28 protein-coding genes and 2 pseudogenes are annotated in these 26,994 nt (G+C 63.4%); 11 read left to right on the plus strand and 19 right to left on the minus strand.

Annotated features, from left to right (window positions below):
* Nucleotides 1-96: 96 nt before the first annotated feature.
* The 4 genes and pseudogenes from AC56QP_RS06790 to aroC form a co-directional block, all read right to left on the minus strand.
* Nucleotides 97-1,080: a hypothetical protein gene (locus AC56QP_RS06790; protein ID WP_489860397.1), complete on the minus strand. Its 984-nt coding sequence runs from the start codon at nucleotides 1,078-1,080 to the stop codon at nucleotides 97-99.
* Between the two features lie 92 nt (nucleotides 1,081-1,172).
* A pseudogene (locus tag AC56QP_RS06795) lies at nucleotides 1,173-1,292 on the minus strand (TetR/AcrR family transcriptional regulator); the annotation flags it as partial.
* An 89-nt stretch (nucleotides 1,293-1,381) separates the two neighbouring features.
* Nucleotides 1,382-2,481, minus strand: a pseudogene (gene ribB, locus AC56QP_RS06800) (3,4-dihydroxy-2-butanone-4-phosphate synthase).
* Nucleotides 2,482-2,560: 79 nt separating this feature from the next.
* On the minus strand, nucleotides 2,561-3,676 hold the full coding sequence (gene aroC / locus AC56QP_RS06805) for a chorismate synthase (RefSeq protein WP_489860396.1): 1,116 nt from the start codon (nucleotides 3,674-3,676) through the stop codon (nucleotides 2,561-2,563).
* Between the two features lie 178 nt (nucleotides 3,677-3,854).
* On the opposite strand from aroC, the gene AC56QP_RS06810 reads away from it, so the two are divergent.
* Nucleotides 3,855-4,115: a DUF1344 domain-containing protein gene (locus AC56QP_RS06810; protein ID WP_091576397.1), complete on the plus strand. Its 261-nt coding sequence runs from the start codon at nucleotides 3,855-3,857 to the stop codon at nucleotides 4,113-4,115.
* 24 nt (nucleotides 4,116-4,139) lie between these two features.
* Here the strand turns inward: AC56QP_RS06810 and AC56QP_RS06815 are convergent, their stop codons facing one another.
* From AC56QP_RS06815 to AC56QP_RS06830, 4 genes are all read right to left on the minus strand, one after another.
* A complete protein-coding gene (locus AC56QP_RS06815; protein ID WP_489860395.1) occupies nucleotides 4,140-4,727 on the minus strand; it encodes a histidine phosphatase family protein in 588 nt (195 codons plus the stop codon).
* A 46-nt stretch (nucleotides 4,728-4,773) separates the two neighbouring features.
* The gene (fabI, locus tag AC56QP_RS06820; protein ID WP_489860394.1) at nucleotides 4,774-5,592 is read right to left on the minus strand and encodes an enoyl-ACP reductase FabI; all 819 of its coding nucleotides are present in this window, start codon (nucleotides 5,590-5,592) and stop codon (nucleotides 4,774-4,776) included.
* 106 nt (nucleotides 5,593-5,698) lie between these two features.
* A complete protein-coding gene (locus AC56QP_RS06825) occupies nucleotides 5,699-6,628 on the minus strand; it encodes a DnaJ C-terminal domain-containing protein (protein ID WP_091576402.1) in 930 nt (309 codons plus the stop codon).
* A gap of 260 nt (nucleotides 6,629-6,888) precedes the next feature.
* Nucleotides 6,889-7,350: an RT0821/Lpp0805 family surface protein gene (locus tag AC56QP_RS06830; protein ID WP_256749391.1), complete on the minus strand. Its 462-nt coding sequence runs from the start codon at nucleotides 7,348-7,350 to the stop codon at nucleotides 6,889-6,891.
* Between the two features lie 40 nt (nucleotides 7,351-7,390).
* Between AC56QP_RS06830 and pdxH the strand changes: the two genes are divergently transcribed.
* Nucleotides 7,391-8,008 carry a pyridoxamine 5'-phosphate oxidase gene (gene pdxH / locus AC56QP_RS06835; RefSeq protein ID WP_489860393.1) on the plus strand — a complete coding sequence of 206 codons (618 nt, stop codon included), beginning with the start codon at nucleotides 7,391-7,393 and terminating at the stop codon, nucleotides 8,006-8,008.
* A 9-nt stretch (nucleotides 8,009-8,017) separates the two neighbouring features.
* Here pdxH and AC56QP_RS06840 read toward each other — a convergent pair whose 3' ends face one another.
* Nucleotides 8,018-8,770 carry a crotonase/enoyl-CoA hydratase family protein gene (locus tag AC56QP_RS06840; protein WP_489860392.1) on the minus strand — a complete coding sequence of 251 codons (753 nt, stop codon included), beginning with the start codon at nucleotides 8,768-8,770 and terminating at the stop codon, nucleotides 8,018-8,020.
* A 19-nt stretch (nucleotides 8,771-8,789) separates the two neighbouring features.
* On the minus strand, nucleotides 8,790-10,559 hold the full coding sequence (locus tag AC56QP_RS06845) for an acyl-CoA dehydrogenase family protein (protein WP_489860391.1): 1,770 nt from the start codon (nucleotides 10,557-10,559) through the stop codon (nucleotides 8,790-8,792).
* 219 nt (nucleotides 10,560-10,778) lie between these two features.
* Here AC56QP_RS06845 and AC56QP_RS06850 point away from each other — a divergent pair, with 219 nt between their 5' ends.
* A complete protein-coding gene (locus AC56QP_RS06850; protein WP_489860390.1) occupies nucleotides 10,779-11,015 on the plus strand; it encodes a hypothetical protein in 237 nt (78 codons plus the stop codon).
* A gap of 87 nt (nucleotides 11,016-11,102) precedes the next feature.
* Nucleotides 11,103-12,266: a glycoside hydrolase family 25 protein gene (locus tag AC56QP_RS06855; RefSeq protein ID WP_489860389.1), complete on the plus strand. Its 1,164-nt coding sequence runs from the start codon at nucleotides 11,103-11,105 to the stop codon at nucleotides 12,264-12,266.
* A gap of 22 nt (nucleotides 12,267-12,288) precedes the next feature.
* On the opposite strand, the gene purD is transcribed toward AC56QP_RS06855, so the two are convergent.
* Together purD and AC56QP_RS06865 are read right to left on the minus strand one after the other, a co-directional pair.
* Nucleotides 12,289-13,566, minus strand: coding sequence for a phosphoribosylamine--glycine ligase (purD, locus tag AC56QP_RS06860; protein ID WP_489860388.1), 1,278 nt, complete (start codon nucleotides 13,564-13,566; stop codon nucleotides 12,289-12,291).
* A 157-nt stretch (nucleotides 13,567-13,723) separates the two neighbouring features.
* Nucleotides 13,724-14,530 (minus strand): phytanoyl-CoA dioxygenase family protein, encoded by an 807-nt coding sequence (locus AC56QP_RS06865; RefSeq protein ID WP_489860387.1) that lies wholly within the window; start codon nucleotides 14,528-14,530, stop codon nucleotides 13,724-13,726.
* A 91-nt stretch (nucleotides 14,531-14,621) separates the two neighbouring features.
* Between AC56QP_RS06865 and AC56QP_RS06870 the strand changes: the two genes are divergently transcribed.
* Nucleotides 14,622-15,533 carry a LysR family transcriptional regulator gene (locus tag AC56QP_RS06870; RefSeq protein ID WP_489860386.1) on the plus strand — a complete coding sequence of 304 codons (912 nt, stop codon included), beginning with the start codon at nucleotides 14,622-14,624 and terminating at the stop codon, nucleotides 15,531-15,533.
* 61 nt (nucleotides 15,534-15,594) lie between these two features.
* Nucleotides 15,595-16,578 (plus strand): 4-hydroxybenzoate octaprenyltransferase, encoded by a 984-nt coding sequence (ubiA, locus tag AC56QP_RS06875; RefSeq protein ID WP_489863666.1) that lies wholly within the window; start codon nucleotides 15,595-15,597, stop codon nucleotides 16,576-16,578.
* A 97-nt stretch (nucleotides 16,579-16,675) separates the two neighbouring features.
* Here the strand turns inward: ubiA and AC56QP_RS06880 are convergent, their stop codons facing one another.
* The 3 genes from AC56QP_RS06880 to AC56QP_RS06890 all read right to left on the minus strand — a co-directional run bounded on the left by AC56QP_RS06880 (nucleotide 16,676) and on the right by AC56QP_RS06890 (nucleotide 19,842).
* Nucleotides 16,676-17,242, minus strand: a complete 567-nt coding sequence (locus AC56QP_RS06880; RefSeq protein WP_489860385.1) for a DUF6101 family protein — start codon at nucleotides 17,240-17,242, stop codon at nucleotides 16,676-16,678.
* Nucleotides 17,243-17,427: 185 nt separating this feature from the next.
* Entirely contained in the window at nucleotides 17,428-18,858 is a 1,431-nt protein-coding gene (locus AC56QP_RS06885; RefSeq protein ID WP_489860384.1) for an FAD-binding oxidoreductase, read from the minus strand.
* 9 nt (nucleotides 18,859-18,867) lie between these two features.
* Nucleotides 18,868-19,842 carry an L-threonylcarbamoyladenylate synthase gene (locus AC56QP_RS06890; RefSeq protein ID WP_489860383.1) on the minus strand — a complete coding sequence of 325 codons (975 nt, stop codon included), beginning with the start codon at nucleotides 19,840-19,842 and terminating at the stop codon, nucleotides 18,868-18,870.
* 191 nt (nucleotides 19,843-20,033) lie between these two features.
* Here AC56QP_RS06890 and AC56QP_RS06895 point away from each other — a divergent pair, with 191 nt between their 5' ends.
* Both AC56QP_RS06895 and AC56QP_RS06900 read left to right on the plus strand, forming a co-directional pair.
* Nucleotides 20,034-20,498, plus strand: a complete 465-nt coding sequence (locus tag AC56QP_RS06895; RefSeq protein WP_489860382.1) for a hypothetical protein — start codon at nucleotides 20,034-20,036, stop codon at nucleotides 20,496-20,498.
* A gap of 157 nt (nucleotides 20,499-20,655) precedes the next feature.
* Complete coding sequence (locus tag AC56QP_RS06900; protein ID WP_489860381.1) at nucleotides 20,656-21,045, plus strand: hypothetical protein; 390 nt, start codon at nucleotides 20,656-20,658, stop codon at nucleotides 21,043-21,045.
* Nucleotides 21,046-21,217: 172 nt separating this feature from the next.
* Here the strand turns inward: AC56QP_RS06900 and AC56QP_RS06905 are convergent, their stop codons facing one another.
* Entirely contained in the window at nucleotides 21,218-21,628 is a 411-nt protein-coding gene (locus AC56QP_RS06905) for a cupin domain-containing protein (RefSeq protein WP_497100629.1), read from the minus strand.
* 101 nt (nucleotides 21,629-21,729) lie between these two features.
* Between AC56QP_RS06905 and AC56QP_RS06910 the strand changes: the two genes are divergently transcribed.
* A complete protein-coding gene (locus AC56QP_RS06910) occupies nucleotides 21,730-22,623 on the plus strand; it encodes a LysR family transcriptional regulator (protein WP_497100628.1) in 894 nt (297 codons plus the stop codon).
* A complete protein-coding gene (locus AC56QP_RS06915; protein ID WP_489860377.1) occupies nucleotides 22,620-22,772 on the plus strand; it encodes a hypothetical protein in 153 nt (50 codons plus the stop codon). The genes AC56QP_RS06910 and AC56QP_RS06915 overlap by 4 nt, the downstream gene beginning before the upstream one ends.
* A 102-nt stretch (nucleotides 22,773-22,874) precedes the next feature.
* Here the strand turns inward: AC56QP_RS06915 and AC56QP_RS06920 are convergent, their stop codons facing one another.
* Together AC56QP_RS06920 and glyS are read right to left on the minus strand one after the other, a co-directional pair.
* A complete protein-coding gene (locus AC56QP_RS06920; RefSeq protein ID WP_489863665.1) occupies nucleotides 22,875-23,189 on the minus strand; it encodes an ATPase in 315 nt (104 codons plus the stop codon).
* A 109-nt stretch (nucleotides 23,190-23,298) separates the two neighbouring features.
* Nucleotides 23,299-25,611 carry a glycine--tRNA ligase subunit beta gene (glyS, locus tag AC56QP_RS06925; RefSeq protein WP_489860376.1) on the minus strand — a complete coding sequence of 771 codons (2,313 nt, stop codon included), beginning with the start codon at nucleotides 25,609-25,611 and terminating at the stop codon, nucleotides 23,299-23,301.
* A 225-nt stretch (nucleotides 25,612-25,836) separates the two neighbouring features.
* On the opposite strand from glyS, the gene AC56QP_RS06930 reads away from it, so the two are divergent.
* The gene (locus AC56QP_RS06930) at nucleotides 25,837-26,010 is read left to right on the plus strand and encodes a hypothetical protein (RefSeq protein ID WP_489860375.1); all 174 of its coding nucleotides are present in this window, start codon (nucleotides 25,837-25,839) and stop codon (nucleotides 26,008-26,010) included.
* Nucleotides 26,011-26,013: 3 nt separating this feature from the next.
* Here the strand turns inward: AC56QP_RS06930 and AC56QP_RS06935 are convergent, their stop codons facing one another.
* Nucleotides 26,014-26,994 (minus strand): glycine--tRNA ligase subunit alpha, encoded by a 981-nt coding sequence (locus AC56QP_RS06935; protein ID WP_489860374.1) that lies wholly within the window; start codon nucleotides 26,992-26,994, stop codon nucleotides 26,014-26,016.

The following is a 26,994-nucleotide window of genomic DNA, read 5'->3' on the forward strand; positions in this document are numbered from 1 at the left end:
CGAGACGTTTTGCGGGCAAGGCGAAGCGCTGCTCAAATCGACCGTGGCGCGCCTCAACACCGTCGATGCTACGGCGGCGATCGCAAGCCCCGCTGATCAGCGTGTCGCGCCGGCCGCGCCCCAGCGCGAGCCGCCGAAGGAGGCCAGCGCCTTGTCCTTGAGCTCCCTGAACTTCGACGATGCCTCGGCCAGCCGGGCGTCCCAGTCGGGATCGGGCACCTGGCCGGCAATGGTCTTGAAGTAGACTTGCATCAGGCAGGCGATGGCGAAGGGTTCGATGAAGGCCGCCTTGAAGGCCCAGGCGAAGACGATGGCGAGCACGAAGGCCCAGCCGGCGAGCTGCCCAGGCATCATGAAGAGAATGGCGGCGGCAGGGGCCAGCATCAGCAGGAAGATGACGAAGGACACGCCCCACATGATGACCGCCAGCCAGACGGCGTTCTTGACCATGATCTTGCCATTCTGGGCGTAGAGCACGACGCCTTGCCGCGCCGTCTCGAAAGGCGAGGCGGAATTGATGCGGATGTTGTAGCCGAGGATGATCTCGTCAACATAGGTCAGCGACAGGCGGATCACCGTGTTGATGAAGGAGACCAGGCCGTTCAACCCCGGGATCGGCAGGAAGGCGGCGATGCCGCCGAGCAGGCCGGTGATGGCGCGGATGGCGCCCTTGACCAGCTGGTCGACGACGAAAAGGATGTTGGCTTCGGCAAAACGCTGGGTGACGACTTGCCTGGCATAGGCGATCTGGTCCTGGCCGTCGGGAATGTCGCGGCCGTCGATCAGATGGACCATGACGGCGACATGGCCGGCCTTGACGACGTAGAGGATGTATTCGCGGATCCAGTAGACGGCAATCGAAACGACGCCGAAACCGACCACGCCTCCCCACAAGGCAAACGACAACGGCCCGTCAGGATCGGTGGAAATATGGCCGACGCCATAGCCGACGGAGGCGCCGGTGCCGGTCGCCACGATATAGGCCAGCGTGATACCGAAATAGACGATCATGCGAAAGACAATGAAGGGCCAGGTCCGCATCATGATGGACACCGACCTGCCGATATCGAAATCCCACATGCCCGAATCTCCCCTCAGAGATGGTGGGAGAGGATGCGCTCAACCCGGCTATTGTCAATTGCGATAGCTGCGCCAAGCCGTCAATGGCGCCTTCAGTTCGGCCGCGAACCCGGCCTTTTGAGCAGGCCCTCAAGCAACTGTTTGAAGGCCGCTACCGCCATTTTCGACGTCGCTTCAGGTTCTTGCGAATTGGCGATCCGCTGCGAAGCCTGACGGATGCGAAGCGGGTATCATTCCCGCGGAATGATCCGCGAAGCGCCCGGTTTCGAACGGCCGGGCGCTATCCTGTGTCGACTGACCTTCAGAGAATCTCGGTCTTGGCGATGTGGATGCCAAAACCTTCGAGGCCGACATAGTGGCGTTCGCGCGAGGCGATCAGGTTGATCGAGGAAATGCCGAGATCCTTCAGGATCTGCGCTCCGAGCCCGATCTCGCGCCATTCGTTCTCGCGGCGGCGCGCCTCATCATGATCCTCGCGGTCGCCGGAGGCGGGACGCTTGCGTTCCTGATGGGCGACGCCGACCGAGCCCTCACGCAGGTAGACAATGACGCCGCGCCTGCGCTCGCCCATCGTTTTCATGATGCCGTCGAGCCGATGACTGGTGCCGAAGACGTCGGTTACAACATCCTCGGAATGCAGACGCACCGGGACATCCTCACCGTCGCGGATGTCGCCGAAGACGATGGCGACGTGGTGCATGGAATCCCACGGCAGCGTGTAGGTGAAGACCTGCGCCTTGCCACCCGGCGTTTCAATATCCGAACAGGCGACGCGTTCGACCAGCGTTTCCTTGCGCTGCCGGTAGGCGATGAGGTCGGCAACCGAAACCTGCTTGAGACCGTGCTGCTCGGCAAAGGCGGCAACCTGCGGGCCGCGCTTAACCGTGCCGTCGTCGTTCACCAATTCCGAAATCACGCCGACCGGGGGCAGACCGGCGAGCTTGCACAGGTCGACCGCCGCCTCGGTATGGCCCGAGCGCATCAGCACGCCCCCTCGCGCGCGATCAGTGGGAAGATGTGGCCGGGACGGACGAAATCCGAACCGCCAACATTGCCGTTGGCGAGGTTGCGAACGGTCAGCGTACGGTCCTCGGCCGAAATGCCGGTCGTGGTGCCGTGCTTGAAATCGACGCTGACGGTGAAGGCGGTGGTGTGCGCCGAATCATTGTCGGCAACCATCGGCTGCAAGTTGAGGCGCTTGGCCTCCTCGCGCGGCATCGGCGTGCAGACGATGCCGGAGGTGTGGCGGACGATGAACGCCATCTTTTCCGGCGTGCAATGGACGGCGGCGACGATCAGGTCGCCCTCGTTCTCGCGCCCGTCATCGTCCATGACGACAACGATCTCGCCGCGCTCGAAAGCACGCAGGGCTTCGACGATCTTCTTCTGGTCGTAAGGCATGGGCGGCTCGCTTCGCTCGCAGGGAATTAGGCAGTAAGGCAGTAGGGAAAAGAAAAGGCTGTATCGGGCGGCCTACCGCCTATTCCCTACTGCCTATTCCCTTCCCCGTCTGTCCGCGATGACGCAGATAATGATCGGCAATGGCGCACGCAACCATCGCCTCACCGATCGGCACCGCGCGGATGCCGACGCAGGGGTCGTGGCGGCCCTTGGTCATGATCTCGACGTCGTTGCCGTCCTTGTCGATCGACTTTCGCGGCGTCAGGATCGAGGACGTCGGCTTGACGGCGAAACGGGCGATGATCGCCTGGCCGGTCGAGATGCCACCAAGAATGCCGCCGGCATTGTTGGACAGGAACACCGGCTTGCCGTCATTGCCCATGCGCATCTCGTCGGCATTCTGCTCGCCGGTGATGCGGGCGGCTTCGAAGCCATTGCCGATCTCGACACCCTTGACCGCGTTGATCGACATCAGGCCGGATGCGATGTCCTGGTCGAGCTTGGCATAGATCGGCGCGCCGAGGCCTGCCGGAACGCCGTCCGCTACGATCTCTATCACCGCGCCGACCGAGGAGCCGGCCTTGCGGATGCCGTCGAGGTACTGCGTGAAGACGGCAACGGAAGCCGGATCAGGGGTGAAGAACGGATTTTCCGCGTTGCCGACAAAATTCCAGTTCCAGTTGGCGCGGTCGACCGATTTTTCGCCCATCGACACCAGCGCGCCGCGCACCACCATGCCGGGCACCACCTTGCGGGCGAGCGCGCCGGCCGCGACGCGCGCCGCCGTCTCGCGGGCCGAGGAGCGGCCGCCGCCACGATAGTCGCGCACGCCATATTTGACATCATAGGTGTAGTCGGCATGGCCCGGCCGATATTGGCGGGCGATCTCACCATAGTCCTTTGAACGCTGGTCGACATTCTCGATCAGCATCGACACCGGCGTGCCGGTGGTGATCATCGTCTCGCCGTCCTCGTCGAGTATGAAGCCGGACAGCACCTTCACTTCGTCGGGCTCGCGGCGCTGGGTGACGAAGCGTGACTGTCCCGGCCGGCGCTTGTCGAGTTCTGCCTGGATTTCATCGCGCGTAAAGCGGATGCCGGGCGGACAGCCGTCGACGACGCAGCCGAGAGCGGCGCCATGGCTTTCGCCCCAGGTGGTGACGCGGAAAAGATGGCCGAACGTGTTGTGAGACATGAAATGACCCTGCCCGGCATCGGAGCCGGCTCAAGGCAGCCTTCTATTGGCGTTTTTCACAGGGGTCAAACCGTGATCTGGTGGATTTAGTTTTGACACATTCGGTTGGTTTCTGCTCTGCTCCATCCGCCGTTGAACGCCCGCCGCCATGCCGGTGCAATGATAAAGAGGAACGATTATGCGTACCCTGATTGGCGCCGTTGCCGCCACACTGCTGCTTTCCACCGCCGCTTTCGCCGGTCAGACCGAAGGCCTGATCAAGAAAATCGACAAGGACGCGCTGACGCTGACGCTGGATGACGGCAAGTCCTACAAGCTGAACGCCGAGACCGATCTCGATGCGCTGAAGCCGGGCATGGACATCGTCATCGCCTATGATGTGACCAATGGCGAAAACGTGATCACCGACATGGAACTGCCGGACAGCTCGGCCAATTAGAGAATCGGCGCCGCCACCAGGCGGCTAAAGCCACTCCAGGCCCTTGCCTTCGAGTTTGAGCACGCGATCCTGCGGCATGTCCAGGTTCGCTGCCTCGTCCTCGGCTATATCAAGCACGAAGCGAAACAAGGTCCGCATGACGCCGCCATGCGTCACGCAGATCGTCGGGCGTTGGATCGCATCGAACCAGGGCTTCACCCGCACGAGCAGCATCTGGTAGCTCTCGGCGCCTTCGCCCGGCGGCTGAAAGTTCCATTTGTCCAAAGCGCGCGTCCTGCTCGCGCCTGGATACCGCGTCTCGAGTTCGGAAAAGGTAAACCCCTGCCAATCGCCGAAATTGACTTCGACGAGGCGAGGATCGGTCCGATAGGCACGCGGATCGAGCTTCATCGCGGCGCGGATGCGCTCCATCGTTTCGCGCGTGCGCTTCATCGGGCTTGCGACGAAATCGAAATCCCGGGGATTGCCGACGAGTTCGGCAAGCCGATGCCCGTTTCCGGTCGCCTGTTCGCGGCCGAGAGTATTGAGATCGGTGTCGGCCTGCCCCTGAAGCCGGGATTCGGCGTTCCACGCGGTCTGGCCGTGGCGCACGATATAAACCAGCGGGTACATCGGGTCTTCCGGAACGGGATCGGGACTGACGACGATTGGCGGGCTGTTAATCCTTGACCGTCGAAATGTCCGGCGCGTCGACCGCCTTCATGCCGACGACGTGATAGCCCGAATCGACGTGATGCACCTCGCCGGTGACGCCGCGCGACAGATCGGACAGGAAATAGACGGCGGAATCACCGACTTCCTCCTGCGTCACCGTCTGCTTCAGCGGCGAATTGTATTCGTTCCACTTCAGGATGTAGCGGAAATCGCCGATGCCGGACGCGGCAAGCGTCTTGATCGGGCCGGCCGAGATGGCGTTGACACGGATCTTCTTGGTGCCGAGATCGACGGCCAGGTAGCGCACACTGGCCTCGAGCGCAGCCTTGGCGACACCCATGACGTTGTAATGTGGCATCACCTTTTCGGCGCCATAGTAGGTCAGCGTCAACAGCGAGCCGCCATTGGTCATCAGCGCCTCAGCGCGCTTGGCGATGGTGGTGAAGGAATAAACCGAAATGTCCATGGTGCGCAGGAAATTGTCGCGCGTCGTCTCGACATAACGGCCGGTCAGTTCGTCCTTGTCCGAAAAAGCGATGGCATGGACGAGAAAATCAAGCTTGCCCCAGTGCTTGGCGACATTGGCGAAAACCTCGTCCAGGCTCGCCGGATCGGTGACGTCGCAATGGCCGGCGACAAAGGCGCCCAGTTCCGCGGCCAGCGGCTCAACGCGCTTCTTGAACGCCTCGCCCTGATAGGTCAGCGCGATCTCGGCGCCATGGTCGACACAGGCCTTGGCGATGCCATAGGCGATCGATCTGTTGTTGGCGACGCCAAGAATAAGGCCGCGCTTGCCGGCCATAAGGCCCTGTCCACCCGCCATGTGAGCGCTCTCCGCAAGGTTTTCTGCTTTGTGGAGTGCCTATCGCACAGGCACAGGGCCCCATCAAGCGCTCAAACCGGACAGTTCAGGGGACAAGAGCCGACAATCAGCCTTTTTGGCTGCGCAACAGCGCTTCGAGCGCACTGTCGCCGCCCTCTGGCAGCATGATCCGCACATGCGCATAGAGATCGCCATGGCCACCGGCCTTTTCCGGCAGACCCCTGCCCTTCAGCCGCAGGACCTTGTCCGAGCTCGACCAGGCCGGAACGTTGACGGCAAGCTTGCCGGTCGGCGTATCGACCGCCACCTTGGCGCCGAGCACCGCATCCGCCAGCGCTACCGGCAGATCGGCGTGCAGGTCGCGGCCCTCGAGACGATAGCGCGGATGCCGGCGAAAGCGTATCTTGACCAGCGCGTCGCCAGGTTGGCCCGGCCCCTGCTCGCCCTGCCCCTTCAACCGGATGGTCTGGCCATCCTCGACATAGGCCGGCAGCTTGACCGCCACCTTGCGGCCGTCGGGGAACATCGCCGTCACCTTGTCGGCTGTCGCGGCTTCCTCGATGGTGACGTCGAGCGTCACGTTCAGATCGGCGGCGGTCGCCGGCTGGCGGCGGTCGCCCGGGCCTGCGCCGCGCGCGCCGGAAAAGGCGTCGCCGAATATCTGGCTGAAGATGTCGCTGTTGCCGTCGAACGGATCACCGCCCGGACGACCGGAGCGGAATTCGAATCGCGAACCGCCCGCCCCTTGCTGCCGGCGAAACCCGCCGAAGGGATCGCCACCACCGGCCGCGCCCTCAAAGCCCTGGAATCGCGGCTTGCCGTCGGCGTCGATCTCGCCGCGATCGAAAGCGGCGCGATTCTTCTCGTCGCCGACGATCTCATAGGCCTGGTTGGCCGCGGCAAAACGGTCCTTCGCCTTGGGATCATTCGGATTCTGGTCCGGATGATGCTTCTTGGCGAGTTTCCGGTACGCCGATTTTATGTCCTTGGCCGATGCGTTCTTGGCAACGCCCAGCACCTCATAGGGGTCGCGCATGCTTACTGCCCTGGAGAAGGAGTGAGTCTCTGTTGCCCCCTATATGCGCTCGCATAGGAAGAAATTCCAGTGGTGGAACGGCATATCAAAGGCGGAAAATCAGAGCCTGATCCGAAAGTCGGCGGTTGAGGATTGGTGAGGGATTTTTGTCGATCCGGAAGGAGCCGGTCGCAGCCGATATCGGGATATCGGCAAGATTGGCGACGCACCGGGCGGCGAAAAGACCCGCCAAGCCGACCCGATCGTTTTTCGGATCAGGCTCAGAGCGCCTTGAAGTCCTGCATGCGCCAGCCGCCGGCGCCGGCCAGGCAAAGTTCGCCTTCGAACATGGCAACGCCGTCAAAGCTTTCGCGCGAGGCCTTGAAGCGGCGGCAGGTCTGGCCTTTGTCCTTCAATTCGGCCAGCCCGGTGATGGAGCCGCGTGACCCGGTGCCGGCGTTCGCCCATGGCACCGACTGGCCGGCGAGCTGCTCGATGTCGGCGGAAGACACCGCATTGCCGATCGTCGTCTGATCGGAGTCGCGCTCCGAATCGGTCGGCGCGGCCGAAGCCGATGTGCTGCTGGTCAGGATCGAGCGATCGACTTCGGCTTTTTCCAGGCTGAAGCCACCGGCGCCACAGGCTGCAAGCGGCAGGGCGACTGCCACGATCGCGGCTTTCCTGCTGGCCGAAGCGATAACGCTCCATTGCCTGCTGTCAAAAGCTTGCGCGATACGCGACAATCAGCAACCTCCCCGATTTCGTGACAATTTGAGAAAAACTATGAGTGACACAGAGTTAACAAGCAGTGACTTTACCGAGGCGGCCGAGCCGTTTCGCCTCTTTGCCGCATGGCTGGAAGACGCCACGAAGAGCGAAATGAACGACCCCAACGGCGTCGCGCTGGCGACCGTCGATGCCGACGGCATGCCGGATGTGCGAATGGTTCTGCTCAAGGGGTTCGATGAAAGCGGGTTCGTCTTCTACACGAATTTCGAGAGCGCCAAGGGCCGGGAAATTCTTGGCAGCATGAAGGCGGCGATGTGCTTCCACTGGAAATCGCTGCGCCGGCAAGTGCGCATTCGCGGTCCGGTGGAGATCGTCAGCGATGCCGAAGCCGACGCCTACTACGCGACGCGTCCGCGCGGCAGCCGCATCGGCGCCTGGGCCTCGAAACAGTCGCGGCCGCTGGAAAGCCGCTTCGCCTTGGAGAAGGCGGTGGCGGAATACACGGCGCGCTATGCGATCGGCGATATCCCGCGGCCAAAACACTGGTCGGGCTTCCGCATCGTGCCGCAAACGATCGAGTTCTGGCACGACCGTCCGTTCCGGCTGCATGACCGCGTCGTCTTTTCACGCAACGGCAAGGGTGGTTGGGGCAAGACGCGGCTTTACCCCTGAAGGAGAGGCTCAGGCTTTCTTCCTGGTCATGAAAGCGGTCAAGGCAGCGCGCGCCTCGTCTGACTTGAGCCGCTCGCGGAAGTGCTCGCTTTCCTCGCCGATGCGGGCGACAAGGTCGTCGCGCGAACCGCGCATCAGGTCGCGTGCGATCTTCAGCGCTTGCGGTGGCTTGGCGGCGATCTGGCCGGCCGCCGCCAGGACCGAGGCTTCCAGCGCTCCTTCCTCGACCACCTCGTAGATCAGGCCGGCGGCCTTCGCTCGTGCGGCCGAAAAACCCTCGCCGAGGGCGAGCAATGCAAATGCGCCTTGCTGCCCCAGGATGCGCGGCGCCAAAAGGCTCGACCCCGCCTCGGGCACCAGACCGAGGTCGACGAAAGGCGTCCTGAACACGGTGCGCGGCGTGGCGAAGGTCAGGTCGCAATGCAGATTGAGCGTCGTTCCTATGCCGACCGCGATGCCGTCGACGCCGGAGACGATGGGCTTCTCGACCCTGGCCAGCGCCATGAGGAAATCCCACACCTCGGTGCCGCCATCGCCGCCTGTGGCGACGACCATGAAGTCGGCAAGGTCGTTGCCGGACGAAAAGGCGCCGGGCACGCCGAGAAACACGTGGACGCGGATCGCCGGGTCGGCGTCACCCTCGGCAAGAGCCGCAGACATTTTCGCATACATGGCGCGCGTCAGCGCGTTCTTCTTGTCGGGGCGATTCATGCGGATGATCTGGATGGCGCCCTGGCGCTCGACGAGGATATGGTCTGTCACGGTTTCTTCCTTGTGAGCGTCAGGCTGAAATCAGCGTTTTACCGGCAGCGGCCAGGCTTTCGGCGCCGTCGATGACGCGCGCCCTCAACGCGCTGACCTCACCGAGCAGGTTTTCAGCGAAAAAGCGGCAAAGCGGGATACGGCCATGATCGGCAAGCGCCCCCTGCGCCAGATAGGCGCCGCCGGCGGCCAGCGAAATCAGCCTGAGATAGGGCGTCGCACCCGCCAGCGCCTCGTCCAACCGGCCGTCGGCCGTCAGTTTCTGCAGGAAGCGGGTCGCTTGCGTCAGATCGGCGAGCGCCGTGTCGAGAGCATCGGCGGTGCGGCCGAACCCCTGCAGGTTGGAGGTGCGCACCGTTCCGGCCACCGCCGCCAGTTCGTCGATGAAGCCATGCACATGTTCGCTGCCGCCGAGCGGCAGCTTGCGCATCACCAGGTCGATCGCCTGAATGCCGTTGGTGCCCTCGTAGATCGGCGCGATGCGCGCATCGCGATAGAGGGCGGCCGCGCCCGTCTCCTCGATGAAGCCCATGCCGCCATGCACCTGGACGCCGAGCGAAGCGACGTCCACGCCGACATCGGTCGAGAAAGCCTTGGCCAGCGGCGTCAACAGATTGGCACGGTCGCGCCAATGCGCCGCCTCATTACCGGCCGATACGCGCGCCAGGTCGATGGCGTGCGCACAGCAGTAGCTGATGGCGCGCGCGGTCTGCGTCAGCGCCTTCATGGTCAACAGATTGCGCTGCACGTCGGGATGATGGACGATCGGCGCCATGCCGGTGCCAGCGTAGCTCGCCGCCTTGCCCTGCCGGCGGTCATTGGCATAGGCGATCGCCCTCTGGGTCGCGGCTTCCGCGACCGCCACGCCCTGCATGCCGACGCAGAGCCGCGCATTGTTCATCATGGTGAACATACAGGCGAGGCCCTTGTTCTCCTCGCCGATCAGCCAGCCGATGGCGCCGGGTTTGGCGCCCTCGAAACCATCGCCATAGATCATGGTGCAGGTCGGCGAGGCATGGATGCCCAGTTTGTGCTCGAGGCCAGAACAGAAGACATCGTTGCGCGCGCCGAGCGATCCATCGTCGCCGACCAGGAATTTCGGCACCAGGAACAACGATATGCCGCGCGTGCCGGCGGGGGCATCGGGCAGCCGCGCCAGCACCAGATGAATGATGTTGTCGGTGAAGTCGTGCTCGCCATAAGTGATGAAGATCTTCTGGCCGAAGATGCGGTAGGTGCCGTCACCGGCCGGCTCGGCGCGGGCGCGCAGTGCGTTGAGGTCCGAACCGGCTTGCGGCTCGGTCAGGTTCATCGTGCCCATCCACTCGCCCGACACGAGCTTTGCGAGATATTTCGCCTTGAGGTCTTCAGAGGCGTGCTTGTCGAGCGCTTCGACCGCGCCCATGGTCAGCGTCGGGCCGATGCCAAAGGCCATGGCGGCGGAGTTCCACATTTCGAGCGCGGCGACACCGAGCATGGTCGGCAGCGCCTGGCCGCCATACTCTTCGGGCCCGGAGAGCGCGTTCCAGCCGCCATCGATCCAGCGGCGATAGAGGTCCCTCCAGCCGGGCGGCGTGGTGACGGCGGCACCCTTCAGCACCGCACCTTGTTCGTCGCCGATCTTGTAGAGCGGTGCCACCTCCTCGGTGGCGAAACGGCCGGCCTCGCCAAGCACGGCATCGACCAGGTCCTCGCTCAGATCGCCGAACGTGCCGGCATCGAGTGCGGGCTTGAGGCCGGCAACATGCTTGAGGGTGAAAGCGATATCCTCGACCGGTGCCCGATACATGCCGCTCTCTCCTCTTGATGCATCGGCCCGATTGATCCTAGGACCCGCGCTGCCGCAAAACCATCCCGCCTTTGGGCGGTCTCCCATCTTCTTTTTACGTAAACGTCAAATTTTGTCACGCGGATTTTGCAATCGCGCCGGCACGTATTAAATTCAATCATCGTCGGATCAAGTCGACCCGGCGACAGGGAAAAACCAGCGGACCGGACAACCCACCCCATGCTTGCCAGACCCGACGCCTATCGCTGCATCGAATGCAGCCTGCCCTATCGCGCAACAGGGTTCTGGTACCATCAGGGCAAGCTGGAAAACGGCGCCGCCTACTGGTCGGATCGCGGCATATTGTGTTCGCCGCAATGCTCCCTCGCCCACCACCGCAAACGCGCCGCCGAAGGCACGCTGCCGCAGGAGCCGGCACCCGACCCTTTTGAATTTCAGCCGCTCATGCGACGCTGACTTCGCCGGCACCGGCATCGGGAAGCATTTCCTTAACCATAGCGGTTCAGCATTTGCCTTTGATCAACGGGGATTCCCTGTTTGCCAATGCCGGCGCGCCTCCTTCGCCGCACAGCGCTTCTCGCTTTCGCGGCGACGATGGCGCTGTCGACGGCGGCAAAGGCCTCGGATTTCTCCGAGCCTTGGAAGAACGCTGACCGGGCCCTGGTCGTCGATGCCTACGAATACAATTCCATCGACTGGGCCCACCTCGCCACTGACAAGCGGATTGTCGGCTTCATCAACAAGGCATCCGACGGCATGCCGCCGCCCTACTTCTGCTTCGGCAGCGATACCGAGGTGAAACTCTGCAAGGCGCTGTGGAAACGCCATGCGGTGACGCGCGAGCTGTTCCAGACGCGCAGGGTCGTCGCCAAGGCGCTCGGCCTGAAATGGGGCGCCTATCACCTCGCCCGCCCCGGCAATCCGGTCGAGCAGGCAAACAATTTCCTCGATTTCGCCGAGCCGGCGCCGGACGACCTGCTGGCTCTCGACATCGAGGGCAACGATCCCTCGCAGTGGATGTCGCTCGACGATGCCGAGGAGTTCGTCCGCCAGGTGCACAGGCGCATCGGCCGTTTCCCGGTGCTCTACACCAACGGCAAGACGGCCCAGTACATTGCCGACAACAGCTATCGATACCGGCTCCTGTCGCGGCTGCCGCTCTGGTACGCCCGCTACAAGTCCGACATCGACGTGCATTTTCCGATGGGCAACTGGCAAGGCTACGCCCTGTGGCAGTTCTCGGCGCAAGCCAATTGCGGCAGGTTCCGCTGCCCTTACAGGGTCGCCGGCACGCCTAACGACATCGACGTCAACGTCGCGCCGACGGACGCCGCCACGTTGCGTGCGCAATGGCCGTTCGGTGGGCTCATCGATGTGCCGCCTGATTATCTCGCCTCGATACCGTTGCCAGTCTCACGCCAGGCTGGCCTCGCCGGCAACGTCACCATCACCTATGCCTCGGTGGCGGCGCCGCCGACCTTCGAGGAAATGGTCGCGGCGCTCAGTACGCGCTGGGCGAAGTTCCGCGACGGTTTCCGTATGCCTGTCGTGAAGACGGTGCCGCGGCGGCCGAATTTCGGCATTGTCCAATATGTCGCCTGGAAGCGGACCGAGCGGCGTTCACCCGCGCAACTCGACGCCGCCTTCGCCGGGGCGGCCGACCCGGTCAGTACCGCTTCCACCGAACTCGATCGCGGCCAGCGGTAGGCTGCCTTCCCGATACGGAACTTCAGCCTGCCCGCTCGCGCGCCACGGCCTGCCAGCCGATATCGCGGCGGCAGAAGCCGTCCGGCCAGTCGATGCGGTCGAGCGCGGCATAGGCGCGCCTCTGCGCCTCGCCGACCGTGCTCCCGGTCGCCGTGACATTGAGGACGCGGCCACCATTGGCAACCAGCGCGCCGCCATTGATGGCCGTGCCGGCGTGGAATATCTGGACGCCGTCACTTGCCGCGTCTTCGACGCCGCGGATGACGGATCCTTTTTCCGGAGTACCGGGATAGCCCCTGGCCGCCATCACCACGGTGAGCGCGGCTTCGTCGCGCCAGCGCACTGAGGTATGTGCAAGCTGGCCGTCGGTCGCTGCGTTGAGCAGCACCAGCAGATCATCCTTCAGCCGCATCATCAGCACCTGGCATTCCGGGTCGCCGAAACGGGTGTTGTATTCGATCAGCTTCGGCCCATTCTCGGTGATCATCAGCCCGGCGAAGAGAATGCCGGCGAAAGGCGCGCCTGATACAGCCATTCCGCGCATGGTCGGCTCGATGATCTCGCGCATGGTGCGTTCAACCATCTGCGGCGTCATCACCGGGGCCGGCGAGTAGGCGCCCATCCCACCGGTGTTGGGACCAACATCGCCATCACCGACACGCTTGTGGTCCTGCGCGGTGCCGAAGGGCAGCGCCGTGGTGCCGTCGCAGAGGCAGAAGAAACTTGCCTCCTCACCGGTCATGAATTCCTCGATCACCACCTCCGCGCCGGCGGCGCCGAAGGAACCCTCGAAACAGGCATCGAGTGCTGCCTGTGCCTCACTGAGTGTCATGGCGACGGTCACGCCCTTGCCAGCGGCCAGGCCATCGGCCTTGATGACGATCGGCGCACCCGTCTTTTCGACATAGGCCTTGGCGGACGCCAGATCGCCGAAACGGCCATAGGCGGCGGTCGGGATGTTGTATCTGGCGCAGAGGTCCTTGGTGAAACCCTTCGAGCCTTCCAGCTGTGCGGCGGCCTTGGATGGACCAAAGACGCGAATGCCTTGCGCGCGCAGATCGTCGGCAATGCCGGCGACCAGCGGCCCCTCCGGCCCGACCACGACGAGGTCGATTTTCTTGTCCTTGCAGAAGGCGGCAACGGCGGCGTGATCGGCGATGTCCAGCTTCACCAGTTCGGCCTCACCGCCGATGCCGGGATTGCCGGGAGCCGCATAGAGCTTGGTCAGCAGCGGTGAGGCGGCAATCTTCCAGGCAAGCGCATGTTCGCGGCCACCGGAGCCGAGAAGAAGAACGTTCATGGCCACCTCTTGATGCTATCCCTTGGAGAGCACCCGCTATTGCTCTCTGGGCGACGGGTCAAGGCATCCGGGTGTTTTGATCCGAATTGCGCACGGGAACGTTACCTCTGCAGAACACGGGCGCCGGATACCGGCGCCCGTGTTCTGGCAATTCGGTTCAGCCCTGATAGACGACCGGAAACCAGTCCTCGCGCAATTTCTGTCCCGGCCGCATGCCGTGGCCATGATAGGGCGGCGACGTGCGTCCCGGCCGCTCGACATAGCGTGCATCGTCACCGACCCAGCGCAACGACAGCGCTCGGCGCCGCGCCGAGGTCATGTTGCCGCGCGCGCCATGCGCGGTCCGGAAGTCGAACAGGATGGCGTCGCCCGGCTCCATTTCCCACTCAAGCACCTTCAGCGACGGATCCTTGTCCGGGTCGGGCACCGGCAAATAGTCCCCCTCGCCAGCGTAGAAATTGCTGTCGTCGAGCCAGCGCACCGGCAGGATCATCTTGTCCCATTTGTGCGAGCCGGCGATGAGGCGCAGCGTTGCCTCCTTCACCGGGTCGATGGGAATCCAGAAGCTCACCGTCTGCCGGCCGTCGACAAAGTAGTAGGGGATGTCCTGGTGCCAGGGCGTCGGCTTCTGCGTGCCGGGTTCCTTGACCAGCACATGATCATGGAAGAACTGCGCGGTGCGCGATTGCATCACCGCCGCCGCCAACTCGGCGGCCGGCGATTCCCGCACCACCCTGACGAATTCGGGAATGCGCTCCCAGTTGCAGTAGTCGTCGAAGAAACTGCCGCGGCCATTGGCGATATCAGACGCGGTGGCGCTGCGGTTCTGCATGTTGCGTTCGATGCCGGCGGCAATCGTGTCGACCCAATCCTTGAAGGCGCCACGAATGCAAACCGCACCGTCACGCTGGTAGTCGGCAATCGTTTGGGCATCGATCGTCTGGGCGTCGCTTTCGAAAGCCATGGCGTTCTCCTCTTGGGGATGAGCCGGACTATCGCAATCATTCCTCATTCAGTAAAATAATAACTTTCCATCTAGCACATAGGGGATTCCTATGAATGTGACGCTCACGCAGTTGCGTTATCTTGTCGCCGTGGCGCGTCATGGCAGCGTCACGAGCGCGGCAAAGATGCTGAACGTCTCGCAGCCTTCGATTTCGGTGGCGATTGACGCCGTCGAAAAGAACTTCGGCCAAAAGCTGTTCGTCCGCCAGCGGGGAAGCGGCGTGTCGCCAACATCGTTCGGGCGCGCCGTTGTGGCGAAGGCAAGACAGGTCCTCACCGAGGCGGACGAACTCGTCGGCCTGGGCTCAGGCAAATCGGCTGTCGGCGGTGAACTGGTGCTGGGCTGCTTCGAGGATCTGGCACCGTTCTTCGCGCCGGCCCTGATCCGTGCCTTCTCCGAACGCTATCCCGCCGTGAGGGTCGTGGTTCGCGACGAGACGTTCGAGACGCTGGGACGACGGCTCGGCGATGCGGCCATCGATCTCGGCCTCACCTATGATCTCAGCCTGCCGACGCATTTCGCCCGCATCCTGCTGCGCGAACTTCGCCCGCACGCCCTGTTGCCGGGAGGCCATGCCCTGGCGGACCGCCCATCGGTCAGCCTGGCGGACCTGGCCGCCTATCCGCTGATCACCACGGACCAGCCGCACAGCTGGCAGCACATGCTTGATCTGTTCCACAGCCGCGGCCTTTCGCCAGTGGCCGACAGGGCGACGAGCTCGTTCGAACTCCAGCGCAGCATGGTCGCCAACGGCTTTGGCGTTGCCATCAGCTACACCCGCCCGCACGGTGACCGCAGCTATGACGGCCTGCCCCTCGTCTGCAAGCCGCTGTCGGATCCGCTGCCCATGCAGCGGATCCTGCTCACCCATGACACGCATCAGCGTGTATCTAATGCGGCGCTGGCCTTCATTGAGGTGGCGAAGGATTGGTTCGCCACCCACGACATCTTCGCCTCATGATCCGGCTCAGCTGCCCGCCTCGCCGCTTGACGACCTCCAACTCTGCTGCCAATCCAGCATGATGGAACCCATCCAATCGAAAGCGGCCCAGGGCCGTGTCGCCGACGCGCCGAACGGCCACTGGGTCTACCGCGTGCTGCCACGCTCGATATGGCCCTACGCCCAGCTTGCCCGGTGGGACAGGCCGATCGGCTGGCAGTTGCTTTTGTGGCCGTGCTGGTGGTCGGCGGCGCTTGCGGCGAGCGCCTATCCGCGTCCCGGCGACCCGCTGTTCTCGCTGCTGCCGGCGCCATGGTATCTCGCGCTGTTCCTGGTCGGCGCCATCGCCATGCGCGGCGCCGGCTGCACCTACAACGACCTCGTCGACGAGGACATCGACAACAAGGTCGAACGCACGCGGTCGCGGCCGCTGCCATCGGGCAAGGTCACGCGCCGGCGGGCGTGGCTGTTTCTCGTCCTGCAGGCCCTTGTCGGCCTGGCGGTGCTGCTGCAGTTCAACAGCTTCGCCATTCTGCTCGGCATCTGTTCGCTGGCCGTCGTCGCCATCTATCCGTTCATGAAGCGGATAACCAACTGGCCGCAACTGGTTCTCGGCCTTGCCTTTTCCTGGGGTGCGCTGATGGGATGGGCGGTCGAGTTCGGCGATCTCGATGGGCCCGCCATCATGCTCTATATCGGCTCGATCCTGTGGGTGATCGGCTATGACACGATCTATGCGCACCAGGACAAGGAAGACGACGCCATCGTCGGCGTGCGCTCGACGGCACGGCTGTTCGGCGAAAACACCAAGTCGTGGTTGGCAGGGCTTTATGGCGGCGCGCTGATCTGCTTCGCCATCGCCTTCGCGTCGGCGCAGGCTCCTGTTCCGGCTCTGGCCGGGCTGATCGCCGCCGGCGCCCATTTGGGCCGGCAGATCACGGTTCTGGATATCGACAATCCGGACCAATGCCTGCGGCTGTTCAGGTCGAACAACCAGGTCGGTTGGCTGATTTTCCTCGGCCTGATCGGTGGCGCGCTGTGGGTGGCGCTGAAGCCGCTGGTCTAGCGGCCGCCTCCCTCGCCCCGGCCCTACGCAAGCTCAGGGCGTTCGAAGCTCGAAAAGCCAAGCAATTGGCTTTTCGTCCGCTGTCGCGGACCGCTTCTCACTCCCTTGAAATCATCTCCTGGCCGTCGATGACCAGCCTGAGACCGAGATCGCCGGCCCTGCGGCGAGCGAGGAAACGTGGGCGACGCATGGTCGAAACGCGACCCTTGCGGCGATCCTGCGGCGGCAGCGTCTTGATGGCCGCGCCGAGCGATTCCTCCAGTGTGCGGGCGACACCGTCCGATTCGATCAAGAGCATCGGCAGACGGTAGGCATCCGCCCAGGCGCGCCAGTCGGCGGCGACGTCCTCGAGATCGTCGGCAACCAGCAGCGGCACCGACAGCATCGGATCATTGTGCAGAAGTTCCAAAGTCACCGTGACATTGCCGTCCGGATCCTCCATCGCGCGGGCGGCAACGCCGCGGAACGCATTGGCGGGCAGAGCGATGATCGCCGGCACGCCGCTCATCTCGAGTACGCGGCGGATGACGGCGCCACGCTGGTCGATGGTGAAGGTCACGTCGCCGTAGTCGTCGCGCGTGGCATAGCTCACCACCTGCGGCAGGCGGAATGGGTCGAGACGCATGTTGCGTCCCGCCCAGACTGGCTTCAGTCCGGTGTTCATAGAGTGCCTTCCTGTCTGTCTCCTGAGAGCCGGTGTCCGGTTCTCTCCGGGCCGGTTTTTCCAGCCTCGTTTGTGAGGAAACAGTAGCGCGGGCTCCTTACCGTCGCGCTTAAGAAAGTCGGTTAAATTTTGCTGATCTCAGGGATGGTTATCGGAATGCGACCAGGCACAAGATGTTGAAAGGATCAGATAACCTTACCGGGATTCATGATCCCCGCCGGGTCGAAGGCCGCCTTCACCCTGCGCATCAGGTCGATCGCCATCGGCGGCGCGGTGGCAATCAGTTCGTCCCGCTTCAACTGGCCGATGCCGTGCTCGGCCGAGATCGAACCATGCAGGCTGCGCACCACGTCATGCACCGCGTGGTTCATCGCATGATAGAGACCGAGAAACGCTTCGTCGTCGCCGTCAACCGGCCGCGAGATGTTATAGTGGAGATTGCCGTCGCCCATATGGCCAAAGCAGACCACGCGGGCGTTCGCGCTCACCAATGCCACGGCACCGGCGGCCTGTTCGATAAAACGCGGGATCATAGCCACCGGCACGGAAATGTCGTGCTTGATCGAGGCGCCCTCCGGTTTCTGCGCTTCGGGCAGCACCTCGCGGAAATTCCAGAAGGCATCGCCCTGCCCGAGACTTGCAGCGATGACCGCGTCGCCGACGAATCCCTGCTCAAGACCGGCTGAAAGCACGTCCTCGATCAGCGCTCTCGAATCTTCCGATGAACGGCCGGACGAAATCTGCATCAGCACATACCAAGGCCAATCCTCGACCAGCGGCCGCGTCACGCCCTGGGCATGCGCCAGCGTAAAATCGTATGGCCGCTTGCCGATCAATTCGAAAGCGGTGAGTGCGTATCCGGCACGGTCCATCGCCAAGCTGAACAGGGAAAGCGCCGCCTCGGGCGACGACAGGCCGACGAAAGCCACTTCACGTCCCTTCGGCTTCGGGAACAGCTTGAGCACGGCGGCTGTGATGACACCGAGCGTGCCCTCGGCGCCGACGAACAGGTCTTTCAGGTCGTAGCCGGTGTTGTCCTTCTTCAGCTTGCGCAGGTCGTCGAACACCTCGCCGGTCGGCAGCACCACTTCGACGCCAAGGCAGAGTTCGCGCGCATTGCCATAGGCAAGGACGCCGGTGCCCCCGGCATTGGACGAGAGATTGCCACCGATCTGGCAGGAGCCTTGCGCGGCCAGCGACAGCGGAAACAGCCGGTCGGCGGCGTCGGCCGCCTCCTGCAGCGTCTGCAGGATAACGCCGGCCTCGACCGTCACCGTGTTGGACAGCACATCGATCTCGCGGATGCGGTTCAGCCGCGACAGCGACAAGACGATCTCGCGGCCCGATTTGTCCGGCACCTGGGCGCCGACCAGCCCGGTGTTGCCACTCTGCGGCACGACCGGCGTTCCCGTCTCGCTCGCCAGCTTCATGATCTGGCTGACCTCTTCAACGCTGCCCGGCCGCAGCACCAGCGATGTCGCGCCATGCCAGAGCCCGCGCCGCTCGGTGAGGTAAGGCGCGATATCCCGCTCGTCGCGCAATGCATATTTGTCGCCAACGATCGCCGCGAAGCGATCGATGAGAACGGGGTCGAGAGTCGCTGAAATCTCGGTCATGTCGGAAAACTATGTTGTGGGCTGTGTGTTGTCACGTGGGGCGGCCGCGCGCGACAGCCGATCGTTGATCGCCTCGCCAAGACCATCAAAGGGGATAGGCTCGATGGCGATCGTCCGCGCGCCGCTGCGGTCGAGATCCTGCATGTAGGCGAAAAGATTGCTCGCCGCTTCGCGCAAGTCGCCCGATACGGACAGGTTGAGGAACGCGGCGGCGTGTCGCCAGCCTTCGGCTCGCTGGCTGCCGAAGGCGAGCAGGGCTTCGCCCTCGCCGACCGTACCCGCGTTGAGCCGCACTGCGGCACCCGGCGCGTAATGCGAGGCCAGCATGCCGGGCGCCTCGACGCCGACGGCACCGCCACGCAACAGCTTCATGCCGATGACCGCCTCGATCTCGCCGGCGGCGATGCCGCCGGGCCTGAGCAGCCGCAATGCCGCGCCATCTACCTTGACGATGGTCGATTCCAACCCGACCGGCGTCGCGCCGCCATCGACCACCAGCTTGATCCGCGCGCCGAGATCGGCGGCCACCGCCTGCGCCGTCGTCGCGCTGATCCGTCCCGACGAATTGGCGCTGGGTGCCGCAAGCGGGCGACCGAGGCGGGCGATGAGTTCGCCGCCAAAGCCCCTCGGCATGCGCAAGGCAATCGTATCGAGCCCGGCCGTGACCAGCGGATGGATACCGTTGCCAGGCCGCTGCGGCAGCACCAGCGTCAGCGGACCCGGCCAGAATGCCTGCGCCAGCTTCTTCGACAGCGGATCAAACAATGCGATGCGCTCGGCCATCGCCATGTCGGCGACATGGGCGATCAGCGGGTTGAAGCGCGGCCGCCCCTTGGCTTCGAAGATGCGCGCCACAGCGATGCCGTTGGTGGCATCGCCGGCAAGCCCGTAGACGGTCTCCGTCGGGATGGCGACGACATCGCCACCCCTGAGCAGCGCCAGCGCCCGCTCCATCGCCTCGCCGACGGCAAGTATTTCAGCCACTCTCGTCACCTCACAGATGCCGGCTGCGTAGTACGATGGCGGCTGGCGGGCAAGTCGGCAGTTGGGCAAGTCGCTGTTGGAACAGTCGGGCATTGGCGACTTATCAATCCCTAAAATGCAATGTTTCCACGAAAGCCGATATCAAGTCCGACCCGCTATCGTGTGGTTCTGGACAAAGGGGAGCTATCATCGTGTCTGTGCGTATCCTGGGGGCGCTGGGGATCATTCTGGCGGCGGTGACCGGCGGGGCGCAGGCCTCGTCGCTGGTTTTTCCCGGTGTGCCATCCTCGACACCATCCATCATCAAGCTCGGCGTCAAGGCCAGCGATATGCGGTCCGTGGTGGCGCTCGGCGAAGCACAGCCCGACGTCACCTATGAAAAGGTGGCCGCCATCCCGGACAAGCCCGGGACCAGGCGCGGCTCCCAGCAAGGCCCCGTGGTCATCCGTGGTGGCGTCGCCGGTCCTGCCTTCTCGGCACCGGCACCAAGCGCCGCACCGGCCACCGGTACCGCGCCGGCGGCAGGCACCGCGCCGGCAACGGCCACTGCCTCGGCAGCCCCTTCGGGAGACACCGGAAATAAATCCGTCGCAGCCCCGAGCACGCCCGCGCAGGCAGCGACCCAGCCCATACAAGGGCTCGGCAAAGCCAAGTAAGGCGCCTCACCGCGACTTGACTGCGGTCTGACGGTCGGCGCACCATTGCCGGGCAAACCCCGTCCCGGCTGATCTTCACCGCTGGACGCGGTAGCCTGAATTTCGCCAGGCGGCTGTGGCAGACGGGGTTTCATCGTTCAGGGCAAGAGGGGTTGATATGAGCAAATCCAAAACTGTCACCGTGGCCGGGCTTCTGCTGGCATCACTGCTTGGCGCCGGCGCGGCTCATGCGGACGACATGCTGGGATCCTATGTCGCGCGCATTTCCGATCGGGATCATCAAGCGAGTGACGGCTATGCGCTCGACAGCGCCGCGCAAATGGTGCGGCAGGACCGCGCCAACTGGCACAAATTCCATCGCCGCGACCGCGACGACGAGGGTGACGCCTGGTTCAGGACCAATGACCAGCGCGCCGATCTGCAGCGCATGCTGGAGCGCCCCGGCGCGATGAGTTCCTCGACCAAGCGCGCCATCGTCAATGGCGAGCCTCTGATCCAGGTCGACGTCTACGAAAACGGCGTACACGTCAGCATCCTGGAGGACTGACAAGTCAGCATCCGGGAGCACCAAAAGAGGGGGTCGCGCTGATCAGGCTGTGTGAAAGCACAATTGGTTCTTTGCGTCGTCGCCGAAGTCTGCCGAACGGCAAGACCCTCCCCGACTGTCCACCGAGACTAATCGATCGGGGAAGGTCCGTAGTCGAAGCGAAAACTGCCGTTCACTTCACAGGGTCGGCAAATGGTGTGTCGGGGTCGCTCACATAAAAGAGCACCATTCTTGCCGGTACTTTGGGATCGAGATTGCGTCCTGTCATGGTGACGTGTGCCGGTTCAACGAACACTTCGCCGGCGCGCACGTGGACAGGCTCACGGTCGTCGAGTTCCAGAGTGAAGGTGCCTTCGAGCATATAGACCGTAACCGGAAAGCGGTGCGAATGATGTGGCGTGCGATCGCCTGGATCGAGAGTGGCGGACAGAACGCGCACCTCCTGATCTTCTGCGCGCGACATCGTCTGCACCACCTCGCGATGAAGCGGGGTGAGCTTCGCCGCGCCGGTGTCTCGCGCTGATGCGGTGACGCCGACCGAAAGGCCCGCGATCGCCTGACTGATTTCCATTGTCTTGTGCATACGGCTCTCCTCATCGAATGATGGCCGATCCTAGGCCGGGACCGCGACACCGGGCAGCAGCAAGTTTGCCGAACGGCCATGCAATGCTGCATAACGTCCGAATGTTCGATTGGAACGGCCTTCGATATTTTCTTGCAGTTGCGCGGCATGGAAGCACGCTCGCGGCCGCTCGGGCGCTCGGCGTCAATCAGTCGACGGTTCATCGGCGACTGTTGGAGTTGGAGCGCAAGGTCGGTCATGCGTTGGTGCGCCGCCACCCGACAGGTTATCAGCTAACGGAACTCGGCGAAGCGCTGCGCCCGGCTATCGAACGGGTGGACGAGGCCGTCGCTGGAGTCGAGCGCCAGGTCCGTGACCATGGAAACGAGCTGGTCGGCACGATCCGTCTCACCTGCCCCGAGCCTTTGGTATCCCGCATCACGTCATCGCCTTTGCTCGATCTTTTCCACGAGCGCCATCCTAGGCTTAGGGTGGAGTTCGTGATGAGCGACGGTTATCTCGATCTTTCGAAAGGGGAGGCCGACATCGCGCTGCGCTCCGGCGAACCTGCCGACGAAAACCTGGTCGGGCGGAAAATCGGCGATTCGATCTGGGCGGTTTACGCCAGCCAGAGCTACGTCCAGCACAATGGCAGGCCACATCGTGTTGAAGATATCGCCGACCACTCCATCGTGGGATTCGATGGAATGCTCGTGAACCACCGAGCGGCGAAGTGGTTCGCCAGCGTTGCGCCCAACGCAAAGGTCGCAGCTCGCAACAACAGCGTTCTTGGCGTGTTGATGGCCGTGAAATCGGGCGTCGGTGTCGCTCCGCTGCCCACCACGATTGCCGACATGCACGATGACTTGGTGCAGGTCCTTCCTCCGGTACGGGAACTGACGCGCGGCTGGTACCTCCTCACGCATCCGGACCTGCGGACGACACCTCGCATCCGCGCCTTCTTCGATTTCGTTGTCGAGAAGCTGGACCTGGTCCGGCCGATCCTAATGGGATGATCGCCGCGCCCGACCTGAAGCACTGGATAAAATGGATGATGACAGGCTGGTTCCTGACGCGAGGCACCAAGGGAACCAGCACCGAAATGGCACTCTCGGTGCTGGCTTTCAACATGGTCCGGAGCATCAACCTCGGCCAAAGCCGTTGAAAGGTAGATGGGCTATTTCAGCCGCTTCGCCGAGACGAAGCGCCGACGTTCTCGTGGAGCCTGTGATGCGCCGCCCTCTCTCGACTGAACTGGATTGAAATCTCAGGCCGCGACGTCCTTGTCCTCGTCTTCTTCGGACTCGTCTTCTTCGGATTCCTCGTCGTCGTCGCCTTCAGCCTTCACGCTGTCGTCGGCGGCGTCTTCTTCATCTTCCTCGTCTTCGCCCTCGTCGTCACCCGAGAGAGTGGCGGCTTCGGCCTCGTCCTTGTCCGACTCTTCGCCGTCTTCGTCGTCTTCGTCGTCCGACAGGTCGGCGGTTTCGACGGCAGCGGCAAGATCGGTTTCGGAAGCGGTTTCAAGCGCCTCGGCGGGAGCCGGGGTTTCTTCTGTCACTTCGATTTCGTGATCGGAATTCATGGAAGCCTCCGTGGGGTTGGGGAACATGTCCCTTTTGCCACGGAGAGATCATCGCCATATGACTGTAAGCCGGCTCGAACGGCCGGCGGCGAAGAAAATCTTCGTCGCCTCAGCCGGCGATCCTGGAAAAATCCGCCACCTGACCGGTCGCGGCGCGGATGCGGGCAAGCAGCGCCAGGCGGTTGGCGCGCACCGACGAGTCCTCATCATTTACGAGGACATGCTCAAAGAATGAATCAACCGGTTCACGCAATACGCTAAGCGCCAGCAAGGCGCCGGAAAAGTCATCGTTTTGAATCGCTTCGCCGGCTTGCCTCTCAGCCTGATTCACCGCGGCAAACAGCGATTTCTCGGTATCCTGGCGGAACAATGCCGGCTCTACGGTTTCGGCGACCGCCGTTTTCTTCTTCTCCTCGGCGGCCAGGATGTTGGCCGCACGCTTGGTGCCGGCGAGCAGGTTCTTGCCGTCCTCGGTGTCGAGGAAGGAGCCTAGCGCCTCGACGCGGCGGACGATCTGAAGCAAGTCGTCGGAACGCGGCGTGATGACCGCGTCGATGAGATCGTGCCGAGCGCCCTGGTCACGGAGGTAAACTTTAAGGCGGTCGTGGAAGAAGGCGAGGAGATCAGCGGCTATTTGCAAAGCTCTATCTTGGGTGTCCGAGATAATACGTTCAGCCCGGTTTGGAGCCTGTTCTCGTTCAACCATTTCGTTCAAATCACGAACCGTCTCCTCCCCTACCCCAAGATCGGCCAAACGCTGAGCTGCCTCAGTCTGCCGATCCAATTTCCGAAAATGATCACCAACCACGTATCGGGCCATACTGAGCGCGAACACGGTGCGAAGCGTCAGCCTGATGCCGTTCTCGACAACTATCCTCACCACGCCCAGCGCCGCTCTTCTCAACGCATAAGGATCCTTCGACCCTGTCGGCTTTTCATCGATGGCCCAAAAGCCAACCAGCGTATCCAACTTATCTGCGAGCGCGACGGCGATCGAAACCAGATCGCTCGGCACGCGGTCGGAAGGGCCTTGCGGCTTGTAATGTTCTTCAGCGGCGGCGGCGACGGATGGATGCTCGCCCTGAAGGAGCGCGTATTTGCGGCCCATGGCGCCCTGCAGTTCCGGGAACTCGCCGACGACCTCGGTCTGCAGATCGGCCTTGGCGAGAACCGCGGCGCGGCGCGCCAGCGCGGGATCGGCGCCGACGATCGGCGCCAGTTCTTCGGCCAGCCGCTTGATCCGCTCCACCCGCTCGCCCTGCGTGCCGAGCTTGGCATGGAAGGTGACGCCGAGATGGTCGAGGCGGGCCATGCGCTGATCAAGCGGTTTGTTCAGGTCGAGTTCGAACTTTTGCGCTGACGCCCGCAACCGGGCGAGATCAGGCAAATTGCCTTGGTCGGTCGTCCAGAAATAGAGCGCGTCCGACAGGCGAGAGCGAACCACCTTGCCGTTGCCGTGGGCGATCTCCTTGCCGCCATCCTTCGCCTCGATGTTGGCGGTGAGGATGAAGTGGTTGGAAAGCATATCGTCGACGCCCGGCGGCCGTGTCACAAAGCACTTCTGGTTGGCGCGGATGGTCAGCCGGATCACCTCGGCCGGAATGCCCAGGAAAGCCTCCTCGAACTCGCCCATCAGCACGACGGGCCATTCGACCAGCCCGGAGACTTCCTCCAGCAGCCCGTCGTCCTCGACTAGGTCGAGCCCGTTGGCGAAAGCAAGATTGCGGGCGTCGGCAAGGATGATCTCCTTGCGCCGATCGGCGTCGAGCACGACTTTCGCCGCCTCCAGCTTAGAAACATAGTCATCGAAGCGGCGCACGGTGATGGCATCAGGCGCGTGAAAGCGATGGCCGTAGGTGATGTTGCCGGAGCGGATGCCGTCGATCTCGAAATCGACCACCACCGGCTCCTCGGTCTCCGGACCGAAGGTGCACAGGATGGATTGCAGTGGCCGCACCCAGCGCAGCGACCCGGACTTGGCCGAGGCCGGCCCCCAGCGCATCGATTTCGGCCAGGGGAAATTGCGGATGATGCCCGGCACCAGTTCGGCGATGATCTCTTCGGTTGCCCTGCCCGGCTTCGAAATGTGAGCGACATAGAAGTCGCCCTTCTTGGGGTCGGAATGGAGATGCGCCTCGGCGATCGATGCAAGCCCGGCCTTGCGCAGGAACCCCTGGACCGCCTGCTCGGGCGCGGTCGTCGATGGCCCCTTGATCTCCTCGCGGATGTCCTTCGAGCGTGCGGTCAGCCCCCTAATATCGAGCGCCAAACGCCGCGGCGTCCAGTATTCGCGCGCCGCCTCATAGGTCAGCCCTGCCTCGACCAGACCGTCGGTCAGCATCTTCCTCAGGTCACCCGCCGCCTTGCGCTGCATGCGGGCAGGAATTTCCTCGGAGCGAAGTTCTAGAAGCAGGTCAGGCATCGGGGTCAGCTCATGCGGGAGAGTGGTCCGGGCGGGGCATAGCAACTCGGCTGGCCGCTGTCACCCTTTCGGCGCTTCAATCACCGACTTCGGCTGATTTCCGGAAATTTTGGCCTCGCTGTCGGGACGCGGCGATCCGGCCGTCCTTGGATCAAAGATTTCCATGAACCGAACGCAGCGCTGGAGCGACCCACGCTCAGGCAGGGAACTATTGGCTCAACGACCATGAAAACGGCATCCAGACTTCTTCAGATCCTCGCGCTCAGCGCCTGCTTCACCGCGCAGGTCCACGGCGCCTTCTCGATGCCGGGCGTGCGGCAAGCATTGCGGACCATGGCTGGCCCGAGCGGCCAGATCCTGTCGCCGATCAACGCGTCGCTAGAGATGAAGCGCGCCTGAAACTCAGGCGGCCAGTCCGCCGGCCTGTGTCTTCAGAAACGCCTCGCCGCAGGCCTTGGCCAGATTGCGCACCCGCAGGATGTAGCTCTGCCGTTCGGTGACCGAAATCACGCCGCGCGCGTCGAGCAGGTTGAAGACATGGCTGGCCTTGATGCACTGGTCGTAGGCTGGGAAGACCATTCTGTGCATCGGCAGATTGTCGTTCGACGCCGGCGCACCGGCATCGAGCAGCGCCTTGCACTCAGCCTCGGCATCCTCGAAATGCCTGAGCAGCATCGCCGTGTTGGCGTATTCGAAATTGTGACGCGAGTATTCCTGCTCGGCCTGCAGGAAGACATCGCCATAAGTCACCTTGTCGGCGCCCTCGCGGCCGTTGAAGTTGAGGTCGTAGACATTGTCGACGCCCTGCACATACATGGCCAGTCGCTCCAGCCCATAGGTGAGTTCGCCGGCCACCGGCGCGCATTCGATGCCGCAGACCTGCTGGAAATAGGTGAACTGCGACACTTCCATGCCATCGCACCAGCATTCCCAGCCGAGTCCCCAGGCGCCCAGCGTCGGGCTCTCCCAATCGTCCTCGACGAAGCGGATGTCGTGCAGCAGCGGATCGACGCCGATCGCCACCAGCGAGCCGAGATAGAGCTCCTGCAGGTTCGGCGGATTCGGCTTCAGGATGACCTGATACTGGTAATAGTGCTGCAGCCGGTTCGGGTTCTCGCCGTAGCGGCCGTCCTTGGGACGGCGTGAAGGCTGGACGTAGGCAGCGTTCCAGCGCCTGGGTCCAAGCGCCCGCAGCGTCGTCGCCGGATGAAACGTGCCGGCGCCGACCTCCATGTCGTAGGGCTGGAGGATGACGCAGCCATAGGCCGCCCAGTAGTTGTGCAAGGTCAGGATCAGCCCCTGGAACGAGCGGCTGGGGTGCATATGGGCGGGGATTTCAATCGTCACGGTGGCCTCGACAGCAAAGGCTAGAGCCTGTTCCAT

This window comes from Mesorhizobium sp. RCAM 05104 (assembly GCF_059683645.1).